At 71.0% G+C, this 17,054-nt stretch carries 20 protein-coding genes; 8 read left to right on the forward strand and 12 right to left on the reverse strand.

The window, feature by feature from the left end; genetic code table 11:
* The first annotated feature begins 80 nt into the window (after nucleotides 1-80).
* A complete protein-coding gene (locus ACWIF2_RS11150; RefSeq protein WP_454359864.1) occupies nucleotides 81-1,622 on the forward strand; it encodes an ABC transporter substrate-binding protein in 1,542 nt (513 codons plus the stop codon).
* A 34-nt stretch (nucleotides 1,623-1,656) separates the two neighbouring features.
* On the opposite strand, the gene ACWIF2_RS11155 is transcribed toward ACWIF2_RS11150, so the two are convergent.
* The 4 genes from ACWIF2_RS11155 to ACWIF2_RS11170 all read right to left on the reverse strand — a co-directional run bounded on the left by ACWIF2_RS11155 (nucleotide 1,657) and on the right by ACWIF2_RS11170 (nucleotide 3,604).
* Nucleotides 1,657-2,418 (reverse strand): TetR family transcriptional regulator, encoded by a 762-nt coding sequence (locus ACWIF2_RS11155; protein ID WP_454359865.1) that lies wholly within the window; start codon nucleotides 2,416-2,418, stop codon nucleotides 1,657-1,659.
* Between the two features lie 32 nt (nucleotides 2,419-2,450).
* Nucleotides 2,451-2,945 carry a thiol-disulfide oxidoreductase DCC family protein gene (locus ACWIF2_RS11160; RefSeq protein ID WP_454359866.1) on the reverse strand — a complete coding sequence of 165 codons (495 nt, stop codon included), beginning with the start codon at nucleotides 2,943-2,945 and terminating at the stop codon, nucleotides 2,451-2,453.
* Between the two features lie 12 nt (nucleotides 2,946-2,957).
* The gene (locus ACWIF2_RS11165) at nucleotides 2,958-3,365 is read right to left on the reverse strand and encodes a hypothetical protein (protein ID WP_215119183.1); all 408 of its coding nucleotides are present in this window, start codon (nucleotides 3,363-3,365) and stop codon (nucleotides 2,958-2,960) included.
* 68 nt (nucleotides 3,366-3,433) lie between these two features.
* Entirely contained in the window at nucleotides 3,434-3,604 is a 171-nt protein-coding gene (locus ACWIF2_RS11170; RefSeq protein ID WP_454359867.1) for a hypothetical protein, read from the reverse strand.
* Nucleotides 3,605-3,772: 168 nt separating this feature from the next.
* On the opposite strand from ACWIF2_RS11170, the gene ACWIF2_RS11175 reads away from it, so the two are divergent.
* The gene (locus ACWIF2_RS11175; protein ID WP_454359868.1) at nucleotides 3,773-4,048 is read left to right on the forward strand and encodes a DUF7737 domain-containing protein; all 276 of its coding nucleotides are present in this window, start codon (nucleotides 3,773-3,775) and stop codon (nucleotides 4,046-4,048) included.
* A gap of 1 nt (nucleotide 4,049) precedes the next feature.
* On the opposite strand, the gene ACWIF2_RS11180 is transcribed toward ACWIF2_RS11175, so the two are convergent.
* The 6 genes from ACWIF2_RS11180 to ACWIF2_RS11205 all read right to left on the reverse strand — a co-directional run bounded on the left by ACWIF2_RS11180 (nucleotide 4,050) and on the right by ACWIF2_RS11205 (nucleotide 8,933).
* Complete coding sequence (locus ACWIF2_RS11180; protein WP_454359869.1) at nucleotides 4,050-4,670, reverse strand: Uma2 family endonuclease; 621 nt, start codon at nucleotides 4,668-4,670, stop codon at nucleotides 4,050-4,052.
* 154 nt (nucleotides 4,671-4,824) lie between these two features.
* Nucleotides 4,825-5,604, reverse strand: a complete 780-nt coding sequence (locus ACWIF2_RS11185; protein ID WP_391099195.1) for a succinate dehydrogenase iron-sulfur subunit — start codon at nucleotides 5,602-5,604, stop codon at nucleotides 4,825-4,827.
* The gene (gene sdhA / locus ACWIF2_RS11190) at nucleotides 5,604-7,358 is read right to left on the reverse strand and encodes a succinate dehydrogenase flavoprotein subunit (protein ID WP_391099198.1); all 1,755 of its coding nucleotides are present in this window, start codon (nucleotides 7,356-7,358) and stop codon (nucleotides 5,604-5,606) included. Before sdhA ends, ACWIF2_RS11185 begins: the two co-directional genes overlap by 1 nt.
* Nucleotides 7,359-7,377: 19 nt before the next feature.
* Nucleotides 7,378-7,860: a succinate dehydrogenase hydrophobic membrane anchor subunit gene (locus tag ACWIF2_RS11195; protein ID WP_031107857.1), complete on the reverse strand. Its 483-nt coding sequence runs from the start codon at nucleotides 7,858-7,860 to the stop codon at nucleotides 7,378-7,380.
* A 5-nt stretch (nucleotides 7,861-7,865) separates the two neighbouring features.
* Complete coding sequence (gene sdhC, locus ACWIF2_RS11200) at nucleotides 7,866-8,246, reverse strand: succinate dehydrogenase, cytochrome b556 subunit (RefSeq protein WP_031107855.1); 381 nt, start codon at nucleotides 8,244-8,246, stop codon at nucleotides 7,866-7,868.
* Nucleotides 8,247-8,438: 192 nt separating this feature from the next.
* A complete protein-coding gene (locus ACWIF2_RS11205) occupies nucleotides 8,439-8,933 on the reverse strand; it encodes a 2-oxo-4-hydroxy-4-carboxy-5-ureidoimidazoline decarboxylase (RefSeq protein WP_454359870.1) in 495 nt (164 codons plus the stop codon).
* A gap of 318 nt (nucleotides 8,934-9,251) precedes the next feature.
* On the opposite strand from ACWIF2_RS11205, the gene ACWIF2_RS11210 reads away from it, so the two are divergent.
* From ACWIF2_RS11210 to ACWIF2_RS11225, 4 genes are all read left to right on the forward strand, one after another.
* On the forward strand, nucleotides 9,252-10,829 hold the full coding sequence (locus ACWIF2_RS11210; protein WP_454359894.1) for a beta-N-acetylhexosaminidase: 1,578 nt from the start codon (nucleotides 9,252-9,254) through the stop codon (nucleotides 10,827-10,829).
* A gap of 96 nt (nucleotides 10,830-10,925) precedes the next feature.
* On the forward strand, nucleotides 10,926-11,432 hold the full coding sequence (locus ACWIF2_RS11215; RefSeq protein WP_454359871.1) for a hypothetical protein: 507 nt from the start codon (nucleotides 10,926-10,928) through the stop codon (nucleotides 11,430-11,432).
* 108 nt (nucleotides 11,433-11,540) lie between these two features.
* Nucleotides 11,541-12,095: a hypothetical protein gene (locus tag ACWIF2_RS11220; protein ID WP_454359872.1), complete on the forward strand. Its 555-nt coding sequence runs from the start codon at nucleotides 11,541-11,543 to the stop codon at nucleotides 12,093-12,095.
* 147 nt (nucleotides 12,096-12,242) lie between these two features.
* Nucleotides 12,243-12,638, forward strand: a complete 396-nt coding sequence (locus tag ACWIF2_RS11225) for a hypothetical protein (protein ID WP_454359873.1) — start codon at nucleotides 12,243-12,245, stop codon at nucleotides 12,636-12,638.
* 2 nt (nucleotides 12,639-12,640) lie between these two features.
* Here ACWIF2_RS11225 and ACWIF2_RS11230 read toward each other — a convergent pair whose 3' ends face one another.
* Nucleotides 12,641-13,912 (reverse strand): peptidoglycan recognition protein family protein, encoded by a 1,272-nt coding sequence (locus ACWIF2_RS11230; RefSeq protein WP_454359874.1) that lies wholly within the window; start codon nucleotides 13,910-13,912, stop codon nucleotides 12,641-12,643.
* A gap of 231 nt (nucleotides 13,913-14,143) precedes the next feature.
* Here ACWIF2_RS11230 and ACWIF2_RS11235 point away from each other — a divergent pair, with 231 nt between their 5' ends.
* Both ACWIF2_RS11235 and ACWIF2_RS11240 read left to right on the forward strand, forming a co-directional pair.
* The gene (locus ACWIF2_RS11235; protein WP_454359875.1) at nucleotides 14,144-14,761 is read left to right on the forward strand and encodes an RNA polymerase sigma factor; all 618 of its coding nucleotides are present in this window, start codon (nucleotides 14,144-14,146) and stop codon (nucleotides 14,759-14,761) included.
* Nucleotides 14,762-14,897: 136 nt separating this feature from the next.
* On the forward strand, nucleotides 14,898-15,428 hold the full coding sequence (locus ACWIF2_RS11240; RefSeq protein ID WP_454359876.1) for a hypothetical protein: 531 nt from the start codon (nucleotides 14,898-14,900) through the stop codon (nucleotides 15,426-15,428).
* 46 nt (nucleotides 15,429-15,474) lie between these two features.
* Here ACWIF2_RS11240 and ACWIF2_RS11245 read toward each other — a convergent pair whose 3' ends face one another.
* On the reverse strand, nucleotides 15,475-16,446 hold the full coding sequence (locus ACWIF2_RS11245) for a ScbA/BarX family gamma-butyrolactone biosynthesis protein (RefSeq protein WP_454359877.1): 972 nt from the start codon (nucleotides 16,444-16,446) through the stop codon (nucleotides 15,475-15,477).
* Nucleotides 16,447-17,054: the final 608 nt, after the last annotated feature.

Consider the following 17,054-nt stretch of genomic DNA (forward strand, 5'->3'; position numbering starts at 1 on the left):
GAGCCCGCCACGAAGGGGTGTGGCACCGGCACAAGGGCCCAAAGGGCCCGGGGAGGGCAAGGCCGATGCGATCGGTTCGCATGCGGATACTCGCGGGGCTGCTCGTCCTGGCGGCCGCGGGCGTGGGCGCCTGGCAGTTCCTGCCGTCGAAGAGCGACGGCAAGGCCATCACGGTGGGCACGACGGACGCCGTCACCTCGCTCGACCCGGCCGGCGCCTACGACGCCGGCTCCTGGGCGCTGTTCAGCAACGTCTTCCAGTCACTGCTCACCTTCACGCCGGGCGGCACCGCACCCGTACCGGACGCGGCCAAGAGCTGCGCGTTCGCCGGGGGTGACCTGACGACGTACCGCTGCGAGCTGCGCTCCGGCCTCACCTTCCCGAGCGGCCGGACGATGACCGCCGAGGACGTGAAGTACTCCTTCGACCGGATCCTGAGGATCAAGTCGCCCGTCGGCCCGGCGCCCCTGCTGGACACCCTCGGTTCCGTCAGCGCCGACCGGCTGACCGTCACCTTCCACCTGTCCTCGCCCGACGCGACCTTCCCGTTCAAGGTGGCCACCGGCGCCGGCTCCATCGTCGACCACACCGCGTACCCGGCCGGCAAGCTGCGCACCGACAACGGTGTCGACGGCACCGGCCCGTACACCCTCACCTCCTACACGAAGAACGCCACGGCCGTCCTCGCGCCCAACGCCCACTACCAGGGCGCCGTCAAGGGCGGCGCGGACCGCTCCGTCGAGCTGCGCTACTACGGCACCCCCGACGCCCTCGACACCGCATGGAAGGACCGGCGGGTCGAGGTCGCGACCCGCCAGCTGCCGCCCCAGGTCCTCGCCGACCTCAACCCCAGCGACCCGGCGCAGCGCGTCTTCGAGGCGGACGGCTCCGAGACTCGCAACCTGTACTTCAACACCCGCGCGGGCAAACCCCTGCACAAGCCCGAGGTCCGCCGGGCCATCGCCTGGCTGATCGACCGCGAGCGACTGGCTTCCACCGTCTACGACGGCACCGTCGACCCCTTGTACTCCCTGATCCCGGCGGGCATCACCGGCCACACCGCCTCGTTCTTCGACGACTATCCCGGGCAGGACGCGAAGAAGGCACGGCAGTTGCTCACCAAGGCCGGTGTGAGCCTGCCGGTCCGCATCACCTACGGCTACGCCAAGGGCCGCGGCGCCGGTGCCCAGGAGGGCGCCGAGATCAAACGCGAGCTGGAGGCGAGCGGACTCTTCAAGGTCACTCTCCAGGGCTACGAGTGGACCGACTTCCAGAAGCGGTGGGCGATCGGCAAGCTCGACGCGTACGCCGTCGGCTGGGTCGCCGACTTCCCCGACCCGGACACCTTCGGCGCCGCGCTCGTCGGCACCGGCAGCGCCATGAACACCGGCTACAGCAGCAAGACCGTGGACCGGCTCATCAAGGACAGCCAGCGCTACGCCGACCGCGGCGAAGCCGACCGGGACTTCCGCGAGGTGCAGCAGACCGTCGCGCAGGACGTGCCGGTGCTCCCGCTGTGGCAGTCGAAGGAGTACGTCGTCACCACCGAGGACATCGGCGGCGGCCAGTACCTCTCGGACGGCACGGGCGTCTTCCGCCTCTGGAGCCTCACGAGGCTCTGAGGCGCCCTGCGCGGCCCTGGGCCGGGTCCGCGACCTAGGTCTCGGTGCGGCCCTGGGACTCGGTGCGGCGTGCCGCAGGGTCCGGGATGGCCCGGGTCATCCCCGGCAGGAAGTCCGTGAACAACTCGTGCACCTCCCGCACCAGCGGCCGCAGCACCCGGAAGCGGGCCAGGGCGACGCCCCGCGCGGTGAGCCGGGCGCCGCGCTCGGCGAGCCGGTAGCTGCGCTCCCGTCCCTCCGTACGGTCGAAGATCCAGTACAGGACGAGCCCCATCTGGGACAGCCACATCAACTCGGGCAGGATGTCCCGCAGTTCCTCGGGCACCTTCGTCTTCGTCGCCCCGGCCAGCACCTCCCGGTGGACGCTGATGGCCTCCACACGCGCGTGCTCCGACTCGGGGGAGAAGGGGCTGAGCGGGCTGTCCGGGTCGGCGGCGTTCTTGAAGAACTGCACCGCGAACTCGTGGTAGGGCGCGGCGATGTCCAGCCAGGCCCGCAGCACGCCCGCGAGCCGGGTCTCCAGGTCGCGCTCCCGGTCCAGGATCTCCCGGACCGCCACCTGGTGCTCGGCGGCGATCCGGTCGTAGAAGCCCTGGATCAGGTGTTCCTTGCCCGCGAAGTAGTAGTACGCGTTGCCGACGGAGACCCCGGCCTCCTGGGCGATGGCCCGCATCGTCGTCTTGTCGTAGCCGCGCTCCTGGAACAGCCGCATGGCCGTCTCCAGGATCAGGGCGCGGGTCTGCTCGGACTTCGTGGGGGTGGCGCCGTCGTCGGGGCCGTCGTTCTTCGCGGACACGGGAAGAGAGCCTAACGTCAGAGCCGGTGCGGCTACCGAGGGGCGCAGGTGCCGTCGACGCAGCCCGGCGCGGTGTAGGACCAGCCGGCGTTCGGGTCGTACGCCCACCCGTCAGCGCGCCGGTACACCTGCCCGCCCCACTGCGCCCCGCCCCGCGGCCCCTGGCGCCACTGCGCCCCGCGCCACTTGGCGGCGGCGAGCACCGCGCCCCTGGCGAGCAGGGCGCCGGACGGGGTGCTCAGCCGGTGGGCGAGCGGCCGGTGCTCGCGCAGCGCCCACAGGGTGACGATCCAGGCGGCGGGCCCCAGATAGACCTGCCCGGCGTCGCCGACGACGGTGATCTCGTCGAGGGTGGCGCCGTGGTCCAGTCCGGGAAACCGCCGCCGGGCCTCCTCGGAGGCGGCCGGGACCAGCTCCAGCGGCACGAGCTTGGGCTGCCGCAGGAGCCAGTCGCGCAGGAACGCGCACAGGGAGCACTCGGCGTCGTACAGGACGGTGAGCCGGCGGACCGGTGCGGTGGCGTTCACCCGGGCCTCCGCTCAGGCCCGGGCCGACGGGGCCGCCCAGCCCTGCGGCGGCACGGGCGGCACCTGCTCCCGCTCCATCACGCCCCGCCGCCGGATCCGGTTCAGCACATAAACGTTGGCCAGGTGCATCACGCCGAGCACCAGCAGCACCACGCCGAGCTTCGTCGACAGGGCCTCGAAGACGCCGCGGGTGTCGGTGATGGTCTCGTCGCCGCTCAGATACAGCGCGACGAACCCGAGGTTGACGAGGTAGAAGCCGACCACCAGCAGGTGGTTGACGGCGTCGGCGAGCTTCTCGTTGCCGTGCAGCACATCGGCGAGGAAGACCTTCCCGTTCCGGCTGAGCGTACGAGCCACCCAGACCGTCAACGCGACGCTGACCACCAGGTAGATGACGTAGGCGATGACCGTGCGGTCCATTGCCCCACCCTTCTTGAACACGTTCAAAACGCTGTCGAGGAAGACTGTAGACCCTTTTTTGAACGTGTTCAACATGTGGGACTGGAGATCGCCGAGGAGCGGCTGACCGCACGGGAGTTGATCCGGCGCCGGGTGTTCCAGGAGGTCGCCGAGTACAACGCCCGTACGCCGGAGGTGTTCCAGGGGCTCGTCCAGCCCGAGGACACCGAGCGCGTGCTGAACGGGTACGTGGTGCGCACACCCCGCCGCATCGACCCCCGAGGCGCAGACGGGCCTGGCCCTGCGCGCCTTCGCGGGGAACGGCTTCCTGGTGCTGGTGGGGGACCGTCAGATCACGGACCCGGACGAGGAGATCGAGCTGCCGCTCGGCACCGAGGTCACCTTCCTGCAGCTCGTGCCCCTGGTGGGTGGCTGATGACCGCCTTCCGGACACCCTGGAGGGCCGCTTTCTTCACGTGAAGGGCGACCGCCACACGTACAAGATCCACCTTGGCTCGGGCAACATCCTCATGACCCCGAACGACCAGTACCTCTGCATCGTCCCGAAATTCGCCCCGACCGCCCCGGGGACGGGCTACCTCCCCTTCGAGGGCGACCGCATGTTGGCGGTCATCCTCAGCAAGGCGATGCTCTTGGCGGCGGACACGAAGATCACGGACCCCACGATCCTGAGCCAGCTGTGACTCAGTCGCTCGTCGCCGGCTGTCCCGCCTTCAGGATCGCGGCGACATCAAGGGTGACCTTGGCGCCGATGGAGTCGGGAAGAGCGACGATCTCGCCGGGGGCGTGGGGACGGTGCTTCTCGTACCCGTTGCCGGTGGGATCGGTGAGGACGTGAAGACGCTGGTGCTTCCGGTCGACGACGACGTAGACGGGCACCTTGGCCTCGGCGTATGCGGTGACCTTGGTTTTGAGGTCGTCCTTCCAGTTGCCGGAGGTGACCTCCAGAACGAGGCGGAAGCAGACCGGGTCGTACGCGTTGTTCTCGATGAAGTGGTCGTCGATGTCGGCGTCCACCACCACGAGGTCGGGGATGGCGTAGTCCTCGACGCCGGTCGGGAGCCAGAGTCCTACGTTCTGGAGTACCTCGGTTTCGCCGTCGTCCAATCCGGCCGCGATGAACGGCCGCATGAGTTTGGTCAGGGCCCGAGCATGAGGAGCATCCGGGGACGGGGTCACGAGGAGATGGCCTCCGATGATCTCGACGCGGTAGCCCTTATGGCGCTCCATGATCTCGTCGGCGATGGTCGTCAGGGTGACCGGCTCTGCATCGTGGAAGGGCTGCTCGACGGAAGCTGCGGACATCAGGTGCCTCCTGGGGGCTGGTGTCGAGAGCATCATCGTAGGTCGGCCCCCCCGAGCGTCCCTCTCGGCGTCGTTCACCCCATGGTGTGGCATATGCCCGAGGGCCCCGCTTCCCAGTGGAAACGGGGCCCTCGAAGGACTGCGGAACGCGATCTCAGAAGCGGCGCGTGATCAGCGCTCGCTTCACCTCCGCGATCGCCTTCGTGACCTCGATACCGCGCGGGCAGGCGTCCGTGCAGTTGAAGGTCGTGCGGCAGCGCCAGACGCCGTCGCGGTCGTTGAGGACCTCCAGGCGCTGCTCGCCGGCCTCGTCGCGCGAGTCGAAGATGAAGCGGTGCGCGTTGACGATGGCCGCCGGGCCGAAGTACTGGCCGTCGTTCCAGAAGACCGGGCACGACGTGGTGCAGGCCGCGCAGAGGATGCACTTCGTGGTGTCGTCGAAGCGCTCGCGGTCCTCGGCCGACTGGAGGCGCTCACGCGTCGGCTCGTTCGTGTCCTTCGTGATGAGGAAGGGCATGACGTCGCGGTACGCCTGGAAGAACGGCTCCATGTCGACCACGAGGTCCTTCAGGACCGTCAGGCCCTTGATGGGCTCGACCGTGATCGGCTTCTCGGGGTTGATGTCCTTGATCAGCGTCTTGCACGCGAGGCGGTTCTTGCCGTTGATCCGCATGGCGTCGGAGCCGCAGATGCCGTGCGCGCAGGAGCGGCGGAACGTCAGCGTGCCGTCGACGTCCCACTTGATCTTGTGGAGGCCGTCGAGGACGCGCTCCTTGGGGTCGATCTCCAGCTGGAAGTCTTCCCAGGTCGCCTCGGCCGAGACCTCCGGGTTGAAGCGGCGGACCCGGAAGGTGACGGTGATGTAGGGGGAGTCGGCGAAGCCGGGCTCGGGCTGGCCGGCCGCTTCCGCCTTGTCCACAACAGGGGTAGCCATCAGTACTTACGCTCCATCGGCTGGTAGCGGGTCTGGACGACCGGCTTGTAGTCGAGACGGACGGTTTCGGAACCGTCGGCGCCGACCTCGCGGTACGCCATGGTGTGCCGCATGAAGTTGACGTCGTCGCGGTTCGGGTAGTCCTCGCGGTAGTGACCGCCGCGGGACTCCTTGCGGGCGAGCGCGGAGACCGCCATGACCTCGGCGAGGTCCAGCAGGTTGCCCAGCTCGATGGCCTCCAGCAGGTCCGTGTTGAACCGCTTGCCCTTGTCCTGGATCGACACGTTCTTGAACCGCTCGCGCAGCTCCGCGATCTTCTCGACCGCCGTCTTGATCGTCTGCTCGGTGCGGAACACCATGACGTTGGCGTCCATGGTGTCCTGCAGTTCGCGACGGATCGCCGTCACGCGCTCGGTGCCGGTGGAGTCACGCAGTCGCTCCACCTGCTCGATCACGAGTTCCGCCGGGTTCTCCGGCAGCTCGACGAACTCCGCCGTCTGCGCGTACTCCGCGGCGGCGATGCCCGCGCGCTTGCCGAACACGTTGATGTCCAGCAGCGAGTTGGTGCCGAGGCGGTTGGCGCCGTGCACGGACACGCAGGCGACCTCGCCGGCCGCGTACAGGCCCGGGACGACGGTGGTGTTGTCCGCCAGGACCTCACCTTCGACGTTCGTCGGGATGCCGCCCATGACGTAGTGGGCCGTGGGCTGGATCGGGATCGGGTCCGTGTAGGGCTCGATGCCGAGGTAGGTGCGGGCGAACTCCGTGATGTCCGGGAGCTTCGCGTCCAGCTGCTCCGGCGGCAGGTGCGTCAGGTCCAGGTAGACGTGGTCGCCCTCGGGGCCGCAGCCGCGGCCCTCCCTGATCTCCGTGTAGATGGAGCGGGACACGACGTCACGGGACGCGAGGTCCTTCATGACCGGCGCGTACTTCTCCATGAAGCGCTCGCCGTCCTTGTTGCGGAGGATGCCGCCCTCACCGCGGGCGCCCTCCGTCAGCAGGATGCCCATGCGCCAGATGCCGGTCGGGTGGAACTGGAAGAACTCCATGTCCTCCAGCGGCAGACCGCGGCGGTAGACCGCCGCCTGGCCATCACCCGTCAGCGTGTGCGCGTTGGACGTCACCTTGAAGAACTTGCCGCAGCCGCCGGACGCGTAGACCACGGACTTCGCCTGGAAGACGTGGATCTCGCCGGTGGCGAGCTCGTACGCCACCACACCGGCCGACTTCTTGACGCCGTCGACCTCGGTGATCAGCTGGTCCAGGACGTAGAACTCGTTGAAGAACTCCACGCCCTCCTTGACGCAGTTCTGGTACAGCGTCTGGAGGATCATGTGGCCGGTGCGGTCGGCCGCGTAGCAGGAGCGGCGGACCGGGGCCTCGCCGTGGTTACGGCTGTGACCGCCGAAGCGGCGCTGGTCGATGGTGCCGTTCGGCGTGCGGTTGAACGGCAGGCCCATCTTCTCCAGGTCGAGGACGGAGTCGATGGCCTCCTTCGCCAGGATCTCGGCGGCGTCCTGGTCGACCAGGTAGTCACCGCCCTTGACCGTGTCGAAGGTGTGCCACTCCCAGTTGTCCTCCTCCACGTTGGCCAGCGCGGCGGCCATGCCGCCCTGCGCGGCGCCCGTGTGGGAGCGGGTGGGGTACAGCTTGGTCAGGACCGCGGTGCGGCTGCGCTTCGTCGACTCGATGGCGGCGCGCATGCCCGCGCCACCGGCGCCGACGATGACGGTGTCGTACTTGTGGATCTTCATGATTCTCGCAGCCCCGTGCCTAGCGGATGTTCGGGTCGAAGGTGAAGATCACCAGCGTGCCCAGCAGGATGGTGAACACCGTGGCGGTGTAGAGCAGGCCCTTGAGCCACAGCCGGGTGTTCGCGCGCTCCGCGTAGTCGTTGATGACCGTACGCAGGCCGTTGGCGCCGTGCAGCATCGCGAGCCACAGCATCAGCAGGTCCCAGACCTGCCAGAAGGGGCTCGCCCAGCGGCCCGCCACGAAGGCGAAGCCGATCTTCGACACGCCGCCGTCCAGCACGAGCTGGATCAGCAGGTGGCCGAGGACCAGCACGACCAGCACCACGCCGGACAGGCGCATGAACAGCCAGGCGGCCAGCTCGAAGTTGCCCCGCGTGGACTTCGGGGTCTTCTTGGTGCGCTGGCGCGGGGCCTCGATGAAGGGGGCCGGGTTGTCGACGGTGTAGACGGCGCCGCCCTCGACGGGGCCGACGCCCGCGGCGGTCTTGTCAGTCGTGGACATTGGCGTCAGCTCCCGAACAGTTCACGAGCGGCGTGGCCGAGGACGGGGTAGATCGCCCCGAGCATCAGCACGACCCACAGGGCTACGACGGTCCAGAGCATCTGCTTCTGGTACCGGGCGCCCTTGATCCAGAAGTCGACGGCGATGACACGCAGGCCGTTGAGCGCGTGGAAGAGGATGGCGGCGACGAGGCCGTACTCCAGCAGCGCGACGATCGGCGTCTTGTACGTGGCCACGACCGTGTCGTAGGCCTCAGGGGACACGCGGACGAGAGCGGTGTCCAGCACGTGAACGAACAGGAAGAAGAAGATGAGGACGCCGGTGACTCGGTGAGCCACCCAGGACCACATTCCTTCCCGGCCGCGGTACAGCGTTCCAGCCGGCACGGAAGTTTCCTCCGGGAGCGGGGATTGGGGCCGCGCCGGCTTGGTGTGTCGGTCGGGCCCGGCCGGGTACGGTCCACCGGCCCCCAGCATCGTAGCGATGCGCTGCGGCTGGGCTGCGCCGGGGTCTGGCTGTGTGATCAAACTGGCATGCGTACGGGCTAGCCTCGGCGGCTTCTGGGGTGTGATTTCCCGTTATCTGCCGGGTGCGGGTTCGTTGTGGTCGATCGCGCAGTTCCCCGCGCCCCTCAGGGCGCTGACCAACCGTTCTCTCGCCAGGTGGCGAAGTTCTTCCGCCACGACCACGCGCTCCTCTTCGGGATCGTTCGCCAATCGTGACCGGATGGCTTCGAGGAGCCGGTCCAGAGTCTCGGACGGGGAGACCCCGTCCAGACAGATGACGAACACGTGTCCGAATCGGGCCTCGTAGGCGGCGTGGGCCGCGCTGAGAGCGGTGTGGGCCGCGGCGTAGGTGTCCGGCGGGAGGGCGGGCAGCGGCTCGGCCGCCAGTGCTTCGGTGAGGTCGGGCCAGCCGAGGTCGTAGGCCGCCTCGTCCGCCGCGGCCAGCAGGGAGTCCAGGTCCGGGTAGGGGCGGTGGGCCGCGACACGCCCGGCCCAGCGGTGGCTGCGCAGACAGGAGAGGAGGGCCTGCTCCAGGTCCTCCTCGGAGGCTGCGTTGAAGTGCTCCACCGGTATGGCTGCTCGGCCGGGGAGGTCTGGGAGGCGGTGCGCAGGCAGCGTGGGTCCTCGTGGGCGTCACGTGTGTCGGCAGGGCAAGGTGTGAGAGATGTGACGTCACGCTATCGAGTGCGACCGAGACGTGTCCGACGGATGCCCGAATTTCACCCGGGGGAGAGAGTTTCGGAACGTGTGGTGGACGCGCCCGGACGCGCGCCGGGCGCCGTCGGGTTTTAGGTTGGCCGTGTGAGTCAGCACAGGCGCCGGGATACGGCGAAGCAGGTGAAGCAGCGGCCGGTGCTGGTCGTGGCCATGGCCGTCGCCTTGGTCATGGTCGTGGCCGGGGTGAGTCTGGGGCTCTGGGCGGCCTCGGACGGCGACGGCGGGTCCACGGGGACGGAGGCCAGACCCTCCGACGGCCGGACCGCTGCCGCCCCGCAGGGCACCTCGCCGGAGAGCAGTCCCAGTCCGAGCCGCTCGTACGCCCTGTCCAAGGCACCCCGGACGATCCCCGCCGTGCGCGACCACGAGCCGGCGCGCGGCCCGGGCTGGCAGCCCGAGAGCGGCAACCGCGTGGTCGTGGCAGACGCCTCGCTGGCCGACGAGGGACGGCTGGTCGCCGGTGAGCTGGGGATGACGTACGCCGGCGAGAAGGACGACCGGCGCGCGGGGGACCTGCGGCTGGCGCTCGGCGGCGACAAGAAGGCGAACCCGGAGTCGTACGTGATGACCGTGCGCGACGGGCGCGCGGAGATCACCGGGCCCGCCGACGCGGGCGTCTTCTACGGCACCCGCACGCTCAAGCAGGAGACGAGCGACGGCGGGACGGCGCCCGAGGGCGTGGTGCGGGACGAGCCGGCCAAGCCGCAGCGCGGCTTCATGCTGGACATCGCGCGCAAGCCCTTCACGGCGGGCTGGATCGAGGACCGGGTCCGGGAGCTGGGCGATCTGAAGTTCAACCAGCTGGGCCTGCACTTCTCCGACGACCAGGGCTTCCGGATCCAGTCCGACACGCAGCCGGAGATCGTGTCCCAGCCGCATCTGACCAAGGCGCAGGTGCGGAAGATCATCGACCTCGCGGAGAGCCGGCACATCACCGTCGTGCCCGAGATCGACTCGCCCGGGCACCTGGGCGCGGTCCTGCGCGCCCACCCCGACCTGCAGCTGCGCACCGCGCAGGGGTCGCCGGTGCAGGGCGCCATCGACATCTCCAAGCCCGAGAGCGCCGAGATCGTCGACGGGCTGCTGAACGAGTACGCGGAGCTCTTCCCCGGCAAGCCCTGGCACCTCGGGGCCGACGAGTACCAGGCGCTGGTCCGCTCCGACCCGGAGGCGGCGTTCCCGCAGCTGGCCGCCGCGGCGCGGGAGAAGTACGGCGCCGGTGCCACGGTCGCCGACCTCACCACCGGCTGGCTCAACGACCGGGCCGCCACCGTCCGCGAGCACGACCGCACCCCGCGTGCGTGGAACGACGGCTTCTTCCGCGGCACGTCCGTCGAGCCCGACAAGGACGTCCAGGTCGCCTACTGGACCGGAAAGGAGATCGGCGCCCGGGAGCCCCTGGAGTACCTGGAGGCGGGCCGGCAGGTGATCAACTACAACGACGAGTTCCTGTACTACGTGCTCGGCGAGCCGCAGACCTTCGTCTATCCGACGGGGCAGCGGATCTACGAGCAGTGGACACCGCGGGTGCTGCGCGGCACCGCGGCCGTGCCGGAGCGCTACGACGGCCAGATCCCCGGCGGGAACTTCGCCGTCTGGTGCGACCTCGCGAACTCCCAGACGGAAGGCCAGGTGGCGGCCGGGATCCGGATGCCGCTGCGGGCGACCGTCCAGAAGCTGTGGGACCCGGACCGGCCCGAGCTGTCCTGGGCCGAGTTCCGGGCGCTGGCGGACAGGCTCGGCTGACTCCGCACGAATTGGCCCATACGGCTGCGAACTCCCGTACGACTGTGGTGGTCTTCTGACGCCAGTCGAATCGAATATGCCGGGGGGAACCGGAAGATGGGCTACTGGGGTTACTTCGTCGTGGGGAGAGCGGAGCAGCCGCTGGCGGAGCTGGCCGCGCTGACGGGGGCCGAGGGCGGTATGACGCCGCACACCTCGGCACCCGGCGGATGGCAGCTGTGGGAGTACCCGAGCGGCGAGGGTGACGTCGGGAACATGAACGACCTGGCCCGGGAGACCGGGGCGCCCGCGCTGTTCGGGTACGTCATGAACAGCGACTGCGTGGTGCTGGAGGCCGCGGCCCCGGAGAGCGGGGCGTGGACGACCTGCCTCGCGCGGAGCGCGATGGCCGGCTACTTAGGCGCGGACCGGGAGGGCCTCACGCTGGAGGACTACTTCCTGGAGCCCCGTGACGCCGCCGAGCGCGCGGTGCGCTGGGCCGCCGAGGCCGGACACGAAGTGAACGCCGACGCACTTGTGGACGTACTGACTTCAGACCCTGATCCCCTGGCCGAAAACCTCTTGTTCCGCTTTCTCGACAGACTGGGCGTGGTGCCCCTGTGACACTCCGGGGCCGTCGCACGCAGTAAGGGGAAGTGCGGGTTCCGTGAGGGGTGAGGGCTGGTAGTGGCCTGGTAGGGCCCCGGAGAAGGCCCGCGGAGGGAGACGTGGATGAGCCTGGTGGAGTTGATCGCACAGGCCGACGAACGCGGGCTGGCCGCGAGCGGCCTGGCTTGTTTGGATCGGTGTGTGCCCCTGCTGGGCGGTGACGACGAGATCCTGCGGCCGCTGTGGGCGAGCCTCACCGACGACGCCGGCGCCGGCGACTGGGGTGACGGCCTTGAGCAGGCGCGCGGGAAGCTGGACGCCGCGGGCGACGGGGACGAGGCGGTCGCGCTCGCCCACCGGATGCTCGAGGCCGCTCCGGCGGAGCGCTCCGCCGCCGAGGTGCGGGTGTGGGCCGACGCCTGTTCCGTCGCCTCCCTGCAGATCCACCGCCTCCTCGACACCGCCCCGGACGACGCCTCCTCGGTCGACACCCGTCGCCAGGGCCGCACGGAGGGCATGTCTCCGCTCGTCGCCGCCGAACTGCGCCGCCAGGTCACCGTCCTGGAGGTCCTGGCCGGACACGGGCCGGCCGGGCTGCGGCGGGCGCTGGAGGTGTCGATCGAGGGACGGCGGGTGCTGCGCGCGGTGGTCTCCCGCCGCACCCGGCAGCGGAGCTGAGCGCCGCAGGGACCCTGACCGCCTAAACCCCGTTCCTGCGAGAGTCCTGTGACTGTCGTAAGGCCGAGGTGGGGCGGTCCTGCGCCACTTCCGGGAAGTCGCCGATTTCGCGTGACGAAACGCCGCCCGGCAGCGCATTGAAGGGGTGTGACGACTCAGCAGGAGACCAGGCCATCGGCGGCTGCGAAGCCGCTGCGGTGGGCGGCGGACACAGTGGCGACGATGCGCGAGGGAGCACGACTGCGCCTCGACTACTCGGCACAGAGTCTGTGGAGCATCGACCGCATGATCGAGGAAATACGGCGGGAAGGAGCGCCCTACGCGGCCGTGGAGGAGGTGCTGCGCGGGTTCGGGGCCTATGCCGGTGAGGTGATGGCACGTCAGACCGGGGCCGAGTGGTGGGCCACCGGCGGCGACCACTGGATCCGCACCCCCGACGGGCGCCTCTGGGACCCGATCGACGAGGCCCGCCGCTGCTACGGCGGTCACGGATCGCTGCGGCTGCTGTGCCGGGACGCGGCGGGCACGGCGCCCCGGCAGTAGCGTCAGCGCGTCAGCACGCCCTCGATCCCCAGCTCGGCGAGCTCCCATTCCGACTCCGGCATCCACTCCGTCGCCGGTTCGGGCGCCGGTTCCGTCCCCTGCCCGGGCTCCGGTTGCGGTTGCGGTTGCGGTTGCGGTTGCGGCGCGACGAGCGTGCCGGCCTTCGCCGCGAGGGCGCGGATCTCGGGCAGGTCGTCGTAGAGGTTCTGCCCGGGGCACTCCGTCGGGGAGCCGTCGCGGTGCCCGGAGATTCGGTTGAGCGTGACCTTCTGGCCCGCCTGGTACTTGCCGTTGTCCGCGCCGGAGGTCAGCACCACGGTCCCGGCCGGGTCGATGCCGTACAGACCGAGCTTCCAGGCCGCCACCTTGGCGACCGACTCGCGCACCGCTGCGTTGGTGGTCGCCGTGGAGTAGTCGCCGAGCACGGACACGCTGCTGGTGGCGGTGTTGAAACCGTAGGTGTGCGCGCCGAGGACGGGCTTGTCGATGCCGCCCGCACGGCCCTCGAAGACGGTGCCGCACTTGTCGACGAGGAAGTGGTAGCCGATGTCGTTCCAGCCGTTGCTCTGCACGTGGTAGAGGAACACCCCGCGCACGACCGACGCCGACTGGGAGCAGGTGTAGTCGTTGGTGCCGGCCGTGTGGTGGACGAACATCGCCTGGGTGCCGGTGGTGTAGGTCGGCGGGTCCTTCACCAGGGACTCGTCGGCGCCCCAGGCGGAGCGCGACGTCACGGCGGGGCGGCCGGCCAGGGGCGCTCCGGGGGCCGGTTCGACGGCGCCGGGCCGGCCGCCGCCGGGTTCGACGACCGAGGTGTGCACGGCGTCAGCCCCGCCGTCGGGGTCGACCAGTTCGACGCGCAGGCCCTTGGGCAGCCGCCCGCCCGAGACACGCACCTGGACGCCGTCCGAGGGTCCGGTCCACAGCGGCTGGGTGCCGCCGCGCACCCCGGCGTGGTCGCGGTCGGGGCCGCTCTCGGGCATGCGCACATCGTTGTCCAGCGCCCGCCACGCGCTCCACTCGCCGCTCTCGCGGGAGCGGGTGCGCACGAAGGCGGTGCCGTCCAGGGCGGCGTCCGGGTCCGCCCAGGTGACACCGACCATGCTGAACGGCTCGGTGGTGCGCGGGGCGAGGGACCGCTTGTGCGGATCACCGTCCGGCACCCGGACGGTGTACACGCCGTCCGAGGACGAGGCCCGGGCGGGCTGGGCCAGGCCGAGGGCACCGAGGGCCAGAGCGGTGGCGACGGCGGTGCGCAGGAGGGGAGATGGCATACGGCGCTCGCCTTTCGTGGGGCGGATGCATCGCGTGCAGAGCTCCCCGGTACGTCACTTGGCCCAAACCTCCGCGGGCCGGCCCTCCCGAGGACGGCGGGTCGGGTTGACCCGAACGGTGGCCGGCCCCGGAGCGCCTGACGCGCTGTGACACTTCGGTCCGCACCGGCGCTGATCACCGTGGGGGCGTGGTACGGGAGGGCGCGCACTCGGTACGAACAGGGACGGTACGTGGGTCAGGGAGCGGCGCCCCGGCGCATGCAGGCGTACGACGGGGAACTGGGCGCGGCCGTCGCGCGGGCCCAGCAGGGCGACGAGGCGGCCTTCGCGGTCGCCTACCGGCTCGTGCAGCCCGGCCTGCTCGGCTATCTGCGCGGTTTGGTCGGGGACGACGCTGAGGACGTGGCGTCCGACGCCTGGCTGGAGATCGCCCGGGATCTGGGGCGGTTTCAGGGCGACGGGGCCGGTTTCCGCGGCTGGACGGCGACCATCGCCCGGCACCGGGCGCTGGACCATCTGCGCCGGCAGCGGGTACGGCCCCGGCCCGCCGTGCTGGAACAGGACGTCCTGGACCTGCCCGGGCCGCACAGCACGCACGACCAGGCGCTGGAGGCACTGACCACCGAGCACGCCCTGGAGCTGGTCCGCGGGCTGCCCCGCGACCAGGCCGAGGCCGTGCTGCTGCGCGTCGTGGTCGGCCTCGACGCCCCGGCCGCCGCGCGCGTCCTGGGCAAGCGGCCGGGCGCGGTACGCACGGCCGCGCACCGGGGGCTGAAGCGCCTCGCCCGGCAGCTGGGCGCCGACGGTGTGACGGATGAGGCTCCCCGGACGCTGGGAGATTCGACGTGAACGATGCTCAGCTTCTCCGGCAGGGCTGACGGGACCGCGCGGTCGCTCCGTCCTGAACAGGCCGGACGAGCGGGCCGTACTGGTGAGGCCCGGCAGACCGGCTGGGCGAGTGGATCGAGCAGGGACGGAATCGGACATGGCTGAACGGCAGAGCGGCGGCGGGCTTCCCGGCCGTCGTTCCCGTCCCGCCCTGTCCGACGCCGAGGTCGAGGCGCTGATCGTCGCCTGCCTCGTCCGGGACGGTGTCGACGCCGAGGCCGAACAGCGGGCTGTGGCCGCGTTCCGGGCCGCCCGGGACGCCGGGGCCCACCGCGGCCGCGCCCGCCGCCGGGACGACTGGGGGCTCCGGTACCGGCGCCGCCCGGTGCCGTCCCCGCGGACGACGCTCTCCGTGCTGTTCGCCGGTCTCATGCTGGTCGGTGTCGCCATGGGGGTGGTCGGCGCGGCGGGTTTCCCGGCGGACGACGAACGCCCGGCCCCCGTCCAGGGCACCGAGGCCGACTGCCGCGACTACCAGGAGGTCGGGGGAAGCGGCCAGGGCCTGGACGCGACGGTCCGGCAGCGTCTCGTGGCGGCGGCGGGCGGCGAGAAGAACGTCACGGCCTACTGCACGGAACGACTGGCAGAGCCCGAGCCGGGCGCGAACGACGGCCGCGCCACGCCCTAGGAGTGTCCCGAGGATCCTGCCGGTCCCCCTTCGGTCCTCTCGGTCGTCAGTCGCACAGGCTCGCCACCACGAGGCTGTCGAAGGCCAGCCGGCCGGACTGCCACGCGGTGACCCGGACCGCGGCGTCCTCGCTCGCGTCCTGCGCGGGGAGCCTGGTCGCGGAGATGCGGCAGGGGATGTCCGGGGTCAAGGGGAAGTGGAAGGCGCTGCGCAGTTCCACGGGCAGTACGCGGTACGGGGCGCAGGCCGCCTGTACGGCCTGGCGGGCCGCCTCCAGGAGCACCATGCCGGGGATCTCGTGGGTGGGGTGGTCGAAGAGCACCGGGTGGCCGGGGTCGATACGCAGGTCCCAGTTCAGGCCCCGGCGGGCGGCGGCGGAGCGGGGGACTCCGAGGACGACGTCGTGTTCGTCGAGGCGGCCCACGATCGCGGGAGGGACCGGGTCGGGCAGGGGCGGGTACCCGCCGCCCTCCCCTGCGGCGGGGCCCGGGGCGGACACGCGCAGTGTCAGCCGTCCCGCGCCCGCGAAGTCGTCGCCGCGCAGCAGGTCTGCCTCCAGGGTGAGTGCGGTCGGGGGGCCGTCGCGACGATCGGCGCCCCGGACGTCCGTGGCCGCGGCCTCCAGGCGCATCTCGGCCGGGCGGGTGCCGAGCAGGATGACACCCGGCACGACCTCGAACTCCAGTTCGGCGATGGTGAAGTGACGGTCCGCCGGGACGCCGTAGTACGTCTGCCCGACCAGGACGGAGGCCTGCCGTAGCGACTCCGCTGTGAGCAGGGGGTCGTACCAGGCGCCGGCGATGGGTGCGTAGAAGTGGTGCCCGCGCGGCCACTGCGCGCCCAGCCGGAACGCGTCGGGGCCCAGCCGTCGCCAGTCGGTGATCAGCACCTCTGCCACGGCACTGCGGTCGACGAGATGACGCGGGGCGGTCCGGACGAAGTGGAGGTCGGCCTCCGGCCCGGCATCCGGCGGCAGAGGGAGGGTGAGCGCTTTGGGTATCGGATCGGTGTGGGACACGCGGGTTGCCTTTCTCATGGGCGTCGACGCGACGAACGCGTCCCGGGGCGGGCGGGTCCCGGGCGGGGCCGGGCCGTGCGGTGTCGGGTCCCGGGGCGGGGCCGTGCGAACCGGGCCGGGCCCCTGACGGGCGGAGCCGGCTCCCGGGTGGGGCGCGGCCGTTCAGACCGGTCCGAGGACGCCGGTGGCCTCGGCTCGGCGGGTGGCGGGTGGTGAGAGAGGGAGGCGGGTGGTGAGCGACGGGGTGCCGAGTCCCGTCTGGGGGCCTGGGTCGTGCGACGGCTGGGTGGGGGCGCCGGGCTGGCCCCGGTGCCGGAGCCGGCCCCCAGCCACGGCCGGGGCCGTGCCCACGGCGGGGCCGGCTGGCGGCCTGGCCTGTGCAACGGTTGGGCCCGTGGCCGGTGCTGGACCCGTAGCGACGGCTTGGCGTGTGCAATGGCTGGATCTGGTGCTGGTGCTGGACCCGTAGCGACGGCTTGGCCTGTGCAGCGGCTGGATCTGGTGCTGGTGCTGTCCCGTACCCACGGGCTGGCGTGTGCGATGGCTGGGTCCGGTGCTGGTGCTGGACCCGTAGCGACGGCTTGGCCTGTGCAGCGGCTGGATCTGGT

Source organism: Streptomyces sp. NPDC055506 (genome assembly GCF_053643595.1).